The 8,998-nt window shown below is 72.6% G+C and carries 9 protein-coding genes and 1 pseudogene; 7 read left to right on the forward strand and 3 right to left on the reverse strand.

What is annotated here, in order from left to right; translation table 11 throughout:
- Nucleotides 1-113: 113 nt before the first annotated feature.
- A complete protein-coding gene (locus AOK24_RS32945) occupies nucleotides 114-479 on the reverse strand; it encodes a DUF6479 family protein (protein WP_079057113.1) in 366 nt (121 codons plus the stop codon).
- A gap of 65 nt (nucleotides 480-544) precedes the next feature.
- On the opposite strand from AOK24_RS32945, the gene AOK24_RS32950 reads away from it, so the two are divergent.
- The 4 genes from AOK24_RS32950 to AOK24_RS32965 all read left to right on the forward strand — a co-directional run bounded on the left by AOK24_RS32950 (nucleotide 545) and on the right by AOK24_RS32965 (nucleotide 4,856).
- Nucleotides 545-1,168, forward strand: coding sequence for a TetR/AcrR family transcriptional regulator (locus AOK24_RS32950; protein WP_055723693.1), 624 nt, complete (start codon nucleotides 545-547; stop codon nucleotides 1,166-1,168).
- A gap of 64 nt (nucleotides 1,169-1,232) precedes the next feature.
- On the forward strand, nucleotides 1,233-3,377 hold the full coding sequence (locus AOK24_RS32955) for a beta-glucosidase family protein (RefSeq protein ID WP_055723686.1): 2,145 nt from the start codon (nucleotides 1,233-1,235) through the stop codon (nucleotides 3,375-3,377).
- Between the two features lie 42 nt (nucleotides 3,378-3,419).
- Complete coding sequence (locus AOK24_RS32960) at nucleotides 3,420-4,166, forward strand: SDR family oxidoreductase (RefSeq protein ID WP_055723687.1); 747 nt, start codon at nucleotides 3,420-3,422, stop codon at nucleotides 4,164-4,166.
- Between the two features lie 60 nt (nucleotides 4,167-4,226).
- A complete protein-coding gene (locus tag AOK24_RS32965; protein WP_055723688.1) occupies nucleotides 4,227-4,856 on the forward strand; it encodes a TetR/AcrR family transcriptional regulator in 630 nt (209 codons plus the stop codon).
- Here the strand turns inward: AOK24_RS32965 and AOK24_RS32970 are convergent.
- A complete protein-coding gene (locus AOK24_RS32970; protein WP_055723689.1) occupies nucleotides 4,846-5,589 on the reverse strand; it encodes a CoA-transferase subunit beta in 744 nt (247 codons plus the stop codon). The genes AOK24_RS32965 and AOK24_RS32970 overlap by 11 nt on opposite strands.
- The gene (locus AOK24_RS32975) at nucleotides 5,586-6,455 is read right to left on the reverse strand and encodes a CoA transferase subunit A (RefSeq protein ID WP_055723690.1); all 870 of its coding nucleotides are present in this window, start codon (nucleotides 6,453-6,455) and stop codon (nucleotides 5,586-5,588) included. The genes AOK24_RS32970 and AOK24_RS32975 overlap by 4 nt, the downstream gene beginning before the upstream one ends.
- A gap of 103 nt (nucleotides 6,456-6,558) precedes the next feature.
- On the opposite strand from AOK24_RS32975, the gene AOK24_RS32980 reads away from it, so the two are divergent.
- From AOK24_RS32980 to AOK24_RS51440, 3 genes and pseudogenes are all read left to right on the forward strand, one after another.
- Nucleotides 6,559-7,341, forward strand: coding sequence for an SDR family oxidoreductase (locus tag AOK24_RS32980; RefSeq protein WP_055723691.1), 783 nt, complete (start codon nucleotides 6,559-6,561; stop codon nucleotides 7,339-7,341).
- A gap of 20 nt (nucleotides 7,342-7,361) precedes the next feature.
- Nucleotides 7,362-7,715: pseudogene (locus AOK24_RS51435) on the forward strand (nitronate monooxygenase); the annotation flags it as partial.
- Between the two features lie 246 nt (nucleotides 7,716-7,961).
- A partial coding sequence (locus AOK24_RS51440; protein WP_240554239.1) for a zinc-dependent metalloprotease occupies nucleotides 7,962-8,998 on the forward strand: 1,037 nt, incomplete at its 3' end.

Consider the following 8,998-nt stretch of genomic DNA (forward strand, 5'->3'; position numbering starts at 1 on the left):
GAGGTCGTACGGCAGCCGGGGCGGCTGAGGTCGTACGGCAGCCGGGGTGAAGGTCGGTTCGCCTCCCTGCCCTCACCCCGGCCCTGCTACGGCGGGCCCCGCGCCCGTTCGGTTCAGTGCGCGCCCAGCCCGCCGCCCCCGAAGGATCCGCTGGACCCCGGCGTCCACCTGCGCCGCTTCTGGGACGCGCTGGTCCTGGTCTGCATGTTGGTGAGTTCGTACGGAGTGAGGGCGTGACCGCCCTTGGGGACCTTCGGCACCTCGTCGGGTTCCCGGTTCTCCAGGATCTCGTGAACCGCGCCTTCCGGCGGGAGGTGCGGCTGTTCCTCGGGACGCGGGCACGGAGGCTCGCGGTCCCTGATACGGGCGCCCAGCCAGAACGCACCCATCAGCATGGCCACCACGGCCACGCCGACCGCGAACAACGCCAGGCTGAGCAGGCCGCTCGGGGCGGCCAGCATGACGGATGCGGTACTCATATACGGCGAATACCCCTGGAAGGGGAGGCGAACCCTCCGGTGGAGCCGTGAAGTACCGTCGCCGGGTGACCACACCACGTAAACCCCGGGGCCCCTACCGCAAAGGGCTGGAGCGGCGGGAGCAGATCCTGCGGGCCGCTCTGGAGGTGTTCGGCGACCACGGCGAGCGCGGTGCGTCGCTGAAGGAGATCGCGGACCGGGTGGGCATGTCCCAGGCGGGTGTCCTGCACTACTTCGGCTCGCGCGAGGAGCTTCTCGTCGCGGCGCTGGAGGAGCGGGACGCGCAGAGCGGCCGGGCGACCGCCGGTATCACCTCCCCCGGCGAGGTCCTCGCGTCGACGGCGGCCCGGAACGCGGACCATCGCGGACTGGTCGACCTGTTCGTGACCCTCTCCGCCGCCGCCTCGGACCCCACGCACCCGGCGCACTCCTTCTTCACCCGCCGCTACGACGAGCTGACGCGCTCCTTGGCGACGGGGCTGCGCGAGGCCCAGGAACGCGGCGAGACGCGCACGGACGTACGCCCCGAACAGCTGGCCCGGATGCTGATCGCGCTCTCGGACGGCCTCCAGGTGCAGTGGCTGCTGAACCCGGACGTCGAGATGGCGGAGACGATCGAGGCGTTCAACCGCATGTGCCGCCAAACCGGCGACGGCGCGGAAGCCCACGACGGCCCAGCGAATACCTAGCGCCGTTCGCTTTCTGAACCTAGAGTCGGCCTCACCCGCGCCCGCACCCCCGTGAGGACCGCCCATGGACGACACGACCCCCCTCGACCTCGCCACCAGGACCTCCCTCCTCTCCGGCCACGACATGTGGACCACGGTCGACGTGCCCGACGCCGGCCTGCCCTCCCTCCTCCTGTGCGACGGCCCGCACGGCGTCCGCAAGCAGACCGGCGGGGCCACCGCCGTCTACGACAGCGAACCGGCGACCTGCTTCCCCCCGGCCGTGGCCCTCGCCTCCAGCTGGGACCCGGAGCTGCTGCGCCGGGTCGGCGAGGCCCTGGGCCGGGAGGCCCGCGCGCTCGGCGTGGAGGTCCTGCTCGGCCCCGGCGTGAACATCAAGCGCTCCCCGCTGTGCGGCCGCAACTTCGAGTACTTCTCGGAGGACCCGCTGCTCAGCGGCGTCCTCGGCGCCGCGCACGTGACCGGCGTGCAGAGCCGGGGCGTCGGCGCGTCGGTGAAGCACTTCGCGGCGAACAACCAGGAGACGGACCGCATGCGGGTGAGCGCGGACGTCGACGAGCGCCCGCTGCGGGAGATCTACCTCCCGGCGTTCGAGCGGATCGTGAAGGAGGCCCGCCCGGCGACGGTGATGGCCGCGTACAACAAGGTCAACGGCGTCCCCGCGACCGAGAACCACCACCTGCTGGCCGAGATCCTGCGCGGGGAGTGGGGGTACGACGGTGTCGTGGTCTCGGACTGGGGCGCGGTGTCCGACCGGGTCGCCGCGCTGGTCGCGGGCACGGACCTGGAGATGCCGGGCACGGGCGGCCGTTCGGACGCGGAGGTCGCGCGGGCGGTACGGGACGGCCGGCTGGCCGAGTCGGTCGTGGACACCGCCCTGGACCGCCTCCGCTCCCTGGTCCGCCGGGTCCGCGCCGAGTCCGCCCCGGTCACCGTCGACCACGACGCCCAGCACCGGTTCGCCCGCGAGACGGCCGCCGACTGCCTGGTCCTCCTCAAGAACGACGGCGACACGCTCCCCCTCCCGGCGGCCGGCCGTATCGCGGTCCTCGGCGACTTCGCGCGGCACCTCCGCTACCAGGGCGGCGGCAGCTCCCACGTCAACGCCACCCGGGTCGACAGCCCCCTCGACGAACTCCGCGCCGGGCTCCCGGACGCCCGGGTCGACTTCACCGACTCCCCGGCCGAGGCCGCCGACGCCGACATCGCGGTGGTCTTCGCGGGCCTGCGCGAGGCGGACGAGTCCGAGGGCTTCGACCGCGAGCACCTCGAACTCCCCGCCGACCAGGTCGAGTTGATCCGCGCGGTCGCCGCCGCCGCGCGGCGCACGGTGGTCGTCCTGCTGAACGGCGGCGTGGTGAGCCTGGAGGGCTGGTACGACGGGGTCGAGGCCGTCGTCGAGGCGTGGCTGCCGGGCCAGGCGGGCGGGGGCGCGATCGCGGACGTCCTCACCGGCCGCGTGAACCCGTCGGGACGGCTCGCGGAAACCATCCCGGTCCGCCTCCAGGACACCCCGGCGTACCTCAACTTCCCCGGCGGGCAAGGGCATGTGCGCTACGGCGAGGGCGTGATGGTCGGGTACCGGTACTACGAGACCGCCGAGGTCGCCGTCCGGCACCCCTTCGGGCACGGCCTGAGCTACACGTCGTTCGAGCAGTCCGGCTTCCGGGTGACCCCGACGGGCGCGGACACGGCGACGGCGTCGGTGACGGTCACCAACACCGGCGCCCGGTACGGCAAGCACGTCGTCCAGATCTACGTCGCCCCGGCGCCCCGGCCGGTGCCGAGTCCCGTGCGTGAGCTGCGCGGGTTCGCGAAGGTCGCGCTGGCGCCCGGCGAGAGCACGAGGGTCGAAGTGGCCCTGGACCGGCGGGCGTTCGCGTTCTGGGACATAGAGCGCGGGGACTGGACGGTGACGGCGGGGCGGTACGAGGTGCAGCTCGGGGAGAACGCGCACACGGTGGTGGCCTCGGCCGCCCTGGAGTTGGCGGGGGACGGCTGGTCCCGTCCGCTGACGCTGGATTCGCCGGTGGACGAGTGGTTCGGCCACGCGGTGGCGGGTCCGGCGCTGCGGGAGGCGCTGGGAGGTGACGGGATGGTCGGGGACGACGTGCTGCGGATGATCGGGTCGATGCCGCTGAAGCAGTTCCAGGGGTTCCTGCCGAAGCCGATCCCGGAGGAGCTGCTGGCGGGGCTGATGCGGGCGTAGCAAACCTAGCGTTTGCTTGGTCGGCATGGCTACTGTGTCGGCATGGCCCTCCAGTTGGACATGTCGGGAAAGGTCGTCCTGGTCACCGGGGGAACGCGCGGGGTCGGGGCGGGGATCGCGGAGATGTTCCTGAGGGCGGGCGCGCACGTCGAGGTGTGCGCCCGCACCGAGCCGCCCGAACTCCCCGCGCACTTCAGCCGGCTGGACGTCCGCGACCCGGACCAGGTCGATCGGTGGATCGCGGACGTGGCCCGCCGGCACGGCCGGGTCGACGTCGCCGTCAACAACGCGGGCGGCGCGCCGTACGCCGATTTCGCGGACGCCTCCCCCGGTTTCCACCGCAAGGTCACGGAGCTCAACTTCCTCGCGCCGGTGTACGTATGCCGTTCGGTGTTCCCGGTGATGGCGGACGGGGGCCTCGTCCTGAACGTGACCTCGATCAGCGCGCGCCGGGTGAGTCCGGGGACGGCGGTGTACGGGGCGGCGAAGGCGGCGCTGGAGAGCCTGACGGCGTCGCTGGCGGTGGAGTGGGCGCCCAAGGTGCGGGTGAACGCGGTGAGTTGCGGGCTGGTCGAGACGCCGGGGTCGATGGACCACTACGGCGACGCGGAGCAGGTCGCGCGGGTCGCGGCGACGATTCCGCGGGGCGTGTTCGCGCGACCGCAGGACGTCGGGGGCGCGTGTGTGCTGCTGGCGTCGCCGCTGGCCGCGCATGTGACGGGGGCGGTGCTGAACGTGGACGGGGGCGGCGAGTGGCCGGGTTTCCTGCGGCACACGCCGAACGCGTGAGCCGGGGCTTGATCGCTATGCTGAGCGCCGCACGGAGCGCGGCTGGAAGGAACGAACGACATGGCGGTACGACGTCCCGTCCGCACGGCAGCCGACAACGGTTCCCCGAAGGCCGGTTCGGACCGCCGTGCCGAACTCCTGGGGATCGCCGCCGCGTTGTTCGCCTCGCGCGGGTACACGCAGACCACGGTCCGGGACATCGCCGATGAGGCGGGCATCCTCTCGGGCAGCCTGTACCACCACTTCGCGTCGAAGGAGGAGATGCTCGACGAGATCCTCCGCGACTTCCTCGGCCGCCTGCTGGAGCGGTTCGCGGCGATCGAGGAGGCGGAGCGTGACCCGCGCCGGGTCCTGGACCAGCTCGTCCAGCACTCCTTCGCCGTCATACACGAGACGCCGGAGGCGGTCGCCCTCTACCAGAACGAGTCCGCCTCCCTGACCGGCCAGCCCCGGTTCGCGTACGTCGAGCAGTGGGGCCGCAAGATCGAGAAGATCTGGCTGCGGGCCATCACCGCCGGGCAGGAGTCGGGGGCGTTCCGCGCGGACGTCGACGCGCGTCTCACCTACCGGTTCATCCGCGACACGGTGTGGTGCTCGGTCCGCTGGTACCGCCCGCGCGGCCGGTTCCGCCACGAGGCGGTCTCCGAGCAGTACTTGAGAATCCTGTACGGGGGTCTGGTCACGGAGTGACGGGGACCTCCCGGTCGCGCAGGCCCCGGGGGTCGATCTCCTCGCGGATCAGGCGCAGTTCGGCCGGGTCGGGGAGCCGGGTCTCGGTGACGCCGGTCGCGTCGAGGTCGAACCCGGTGCGGGCGCGGACGTCGTCGACGGTGACGCCGGGGTGCACGGAGCGGATGCGCAGCCGCCCGTCGCCGCCGTAGTCGAGGACGGCCAAGTCGGTGACGACGACGCCGAGGTGATGGAACGTCAGTTTCTGGGCACGGTCGTTGCCGACGCCGCACACGAGGTCGACCTTCTCCACGAACACCTTCGGCGAGTGCCGGGCGACCCAGTAGTCCGTACGGTGGTTGGCGGTGTTGCCGGGGGCGCCGCGCACGCCGATCAACTGCCGTGCGGGGCGGCGCCAGTCGCCGACGAGGGAGATGTTCTGGTTGCCGTAGCGGTCGATCTGGCTGGCGCCCATCATGCTCTGGCGCCGTCCGCTCTCCAGGAGTTCGAAGATCCGGCCGAAGGGCACCCAGCCCTCGACGACTCCCCCGTCGGCGGCCGTGCCCCCGAGCGGCGGCGGCTCGCTCATGCAGTACGCCTCGCCGTCGGACAGGACGAGTTCGGGGCTGGTGGTGAGCCGGGCCAGGCGGGCGCCGATCGCGGGGATCAGCCCGACGGCGTGCGCGAGGACTTCACCGGCGCCCTGCCAGGTGTCGGCGCAGGCGGCGGCGCACACTTCGGCGCGGGTGATCATCGCCCCTCCTCGGTGGGAAGATCCGTGTGGAAGTCGGTGACGGCCTGCTGGTAGGCGTCCTCGTCGCCGTCCAGGAACCGCTTGCGGAACAGCTCCCAGGAGCCGGGGTCCTTGGCGGAGGCCGCGTAGTGGGCCTGGAACGCCTCGTCGCGCGGGTGGTCCGGCACGCAGGAGGTGAAATGCGCGCCGTTCGGCGTCTCGATCACGCCGGTCACGAAGATGCGGCTCAACAGCAGGGTCTGGGCGGGGCCTTCGGCGAGGAGGTCGGGGACGACACGTTCGGCGCTGACATAGCAGCGGTCGGCGGCGCGGGCGAACAGGTCGTCGAAGTACGGGTCGGGGCCCAGGTACTGCGCGTTCCCGGCCGGGTCGGCGCGGTTCATGTGGATCAGGGCGACATCCAGCGGGAGCGCCTTCATCGCCACGTACTCCTCGCCCGTGTAAGGGGAGTTGACGGTCCTGAGGTCCGGGTTCATGGTCAGGACGTCCGAGCCGAGCCCGGCCCGCGTCGGCAGGAACGACAGCCGGCTGGCCGCAGCGCGCAGTCCCGTGACGACCATCCCCTCGTCGTACTCGGCGGTCTCGATCTCACCGCGTTCGCGGGCGGCACGGAAGTGCGGGTCGAGGGCGATGGAGTCCAGCGAGACGAATCCGTAGACCAGTCTGCGGACTCGCCCCGCCGCGCAGAGCAGTCCGGCGTCGGGGCCGCCGAAGGTGACGACGGTCAGGTCCCGGGCGTCGCCGCGCAGGATCTCCCGGATCAGCGCCATGGGTTTGCGGCGCGAGCCCCAGCCGCCGATGCCGATCGTCATGCCGGACTCGACGACTCCGGCGAAGTCCGCCAACCGCACTGTCTTGTCAGCCATGGTGACCCTCTCGGGGTTTCGGCGTCGACCCGTTCCCTACCAAACAAGTGCTTGGTGGGTTACGGTAAATCGCCGTTCCGGCTCCGGACAAGCAGGGGGGCTGATGGACCTGCCCGAGTACGTTCCCGGCCATGAGTTGCTCGCAGGGAAGACGGTGGTCGTCACGGCCGCCGCCGGGGCGGGGATCGGCTCGGCGGTCGTGCGGCGGAGCCTCGAAGAGGGCGCGCGTGCCGTGGTGTTCGGGGACGTCCACGAGCGGCGGCTCGCCGAGGCGCACGCGGCGCTGGAGAAGGAGTTCGGCGCGGACCGGGTCGCAACGGCCGTATGCGATGTGACCGTTGAGGAACAGGTCGAGGAACTCCTCGATGTGGCCGACTCGTTCGGCGGCGTCGATGTGATGGTCAACAACGCGGGGCTCGGCGGGACGCGTTCGGTGCTGGAGATGAGCGACGCCGAGTGGGGGCGGGTGCTGGACATCACGCTCACCGGGACGTTCCGCTGCGTGCGGGCTGCGGGGCGGCGGATGGTGCGGGACGGGCGGCGCGGGGTGATCGTCAACAACGCGTCGGTGGTGGGGTGGCGGGCGCAGGAGGGGCAGGCGCACTACGCCGCCGCGAAGGCCGGGGTGATGGCACTGACGCGGTGCGCGGCGCTGGACCTCGCCGGGCACGGCATCCGGGTCAACGCGGTGTCGCCGAGCCTCGCGCTGCACCCGTTCCTGGAGAAGGTCACCAGTGCGGAACTGCTGGACGAGTTGACGAGCCGCGAGGCGTTCGGGCGGGCGGCCGAGCCGTGGGAGGTGGCCAACGTGGTGGTGTTCCTCGCGAGCGGCTACGCGTCGTACATGACCGGTGAAGTCGTCTCCGTCAGCAGTCAACACGCCTGAGAGGAGGGCCCGTTGTGGCACTGCACACGCCGCTGTGCGATCTGGTCGGGGTGCGGCATCCGATCGTCCAGACCGGGATGGGGTACGTCAGCGGGCCCGAGCTGACGGCGGCCACGGCGGCTGCCGGGGGGCTCGGGATCCTCGCCGGCGCGACACTCACTCTGGCGGAGACCCGGGACGCGATCCGCGCGGTGCGCGAGCGGACCGACGCGCCGTTCGGGGTGAATCTGCGCGGGGACGCGCCGGATGTCCTGGAGCGCGGGGAGTTGCTGGTGCGGGAGGGGGTGCGGGTCGCGTCGTTCGCCCTCGCGCCGCAGGAGCGGGTCATCCGGCGACTCAAGGAGGGCGGGCTGGTCGTCGTGGACGCGACGGGGCTCGCGCTGTACGACCACGACCGGGTCGCCGGGCATCTCGCCGAGCAGGGGCAGGGCGAGTACGTCCTCGACGAGCCGACCAGCGTCGCGCTGGCCGCGTCCGCGTCGCCGCGCGGTGTGCGGCTGCCGGCGCTGCTGACGTTCCGGGGGCCCGGCCGGGGTGCGGCCGTGCGCGCGGTCGCCGCCGATCCGCGCGCGCTCAGCGTCGTCCAGCAGCTCAACCTCGTCCCGCTGCCCGACGCGCCGATGCCCGCGCGGAGTTACCACCCCGCGTCCGGCGGATACGGCGTCGGGTACGTCGATCACGGGCTCGGTGGGCGGCAGGTGAAGGTCCAGCCCCGGTTCCGGGTCGGGGACGGGGCCGCGGCGGTCGTGTTCCAGGTCGACCCCGCCGTGCCGGAGCCGCTGCGGTCGGCGGTCGTCGAGGGCGGGAACTGGTGGCGGGAGGGGTTCGCCGCGATCGGGCTGCCCGAGGCGTACCGGGTGGAGGCCGGCGGCGCGGACTTCGACCCGTACGAGCCCGGTGTGAACGGCGTCGTGTGGGTGCACCGGGCCGGGCGCGGGTGGTCGCTCGGGCAGGGGCTCACCGATCCGCGCACCGGGGAGGTGCTGCACGCGCGGGTGCGGCTCGGGTCGCAGCGGGTCGAGCAGGTACGGGCCCTCGGTGAGGCGCTCCTCGCGCCGTACGGACGTCCCGACGAGGCCGAACGGCTCGCCGCCGTCGAGGAGTTGGTGCTCGCGCGCATCCGGCAGCTCGCCGCGCACGAGATCGGGCACGCGCTCGGGTTCATGCACAACTACGCCAGTACGACGCACGTCCGTCCGTCGGTGATGGACTATCCGCACGCCCGTATCGGCGTGAACGCGGACGGGACCCTGGAGCTGGGGAACGCGTACGCGGTCGGTCTCGGGCCCTGGGACCACTTCCTCGTGCGGCACGCGTACGGCGACCTGTCGGACGCGCAACTCGCCGAGCTACGGGAGGAGTTCCGGCATCTCGCGTACGTCACCGACGAGGACGGGCACGGGCCCGGTGCCGCGCATGCCGACGGGGTGCCGTGGGTGACCGCCGGGGACGCGCTGCCCGCGCTGGAGCACATCCTGCGGGTGCGGCGGATCGCGCTCGCCGGGTTCTCGCGCGGTGTGCTGCCGCCCGACCGGCAGACCGGGGAGCTGGAGGAGCGGGCCGTGCTGCTGCATCTGCTGCACCGGCACGAGGTGACGGCTGTCGGGCGGCTGGTCGGCGGGGTGCGGTACGGGTACGGGGTCGCCGGGGACGGTGG

The organism is Streptomyces niveiscabiei (assembly GCF_001419795.1).
In the GTDB taxonomy this organism is placed as follows: Bacteria; Actinomycetota; Actinomycetes; order Streptomycetales; family Streptomycetaceae; genus Streptomyces; species Streptomyces niveiscabiei.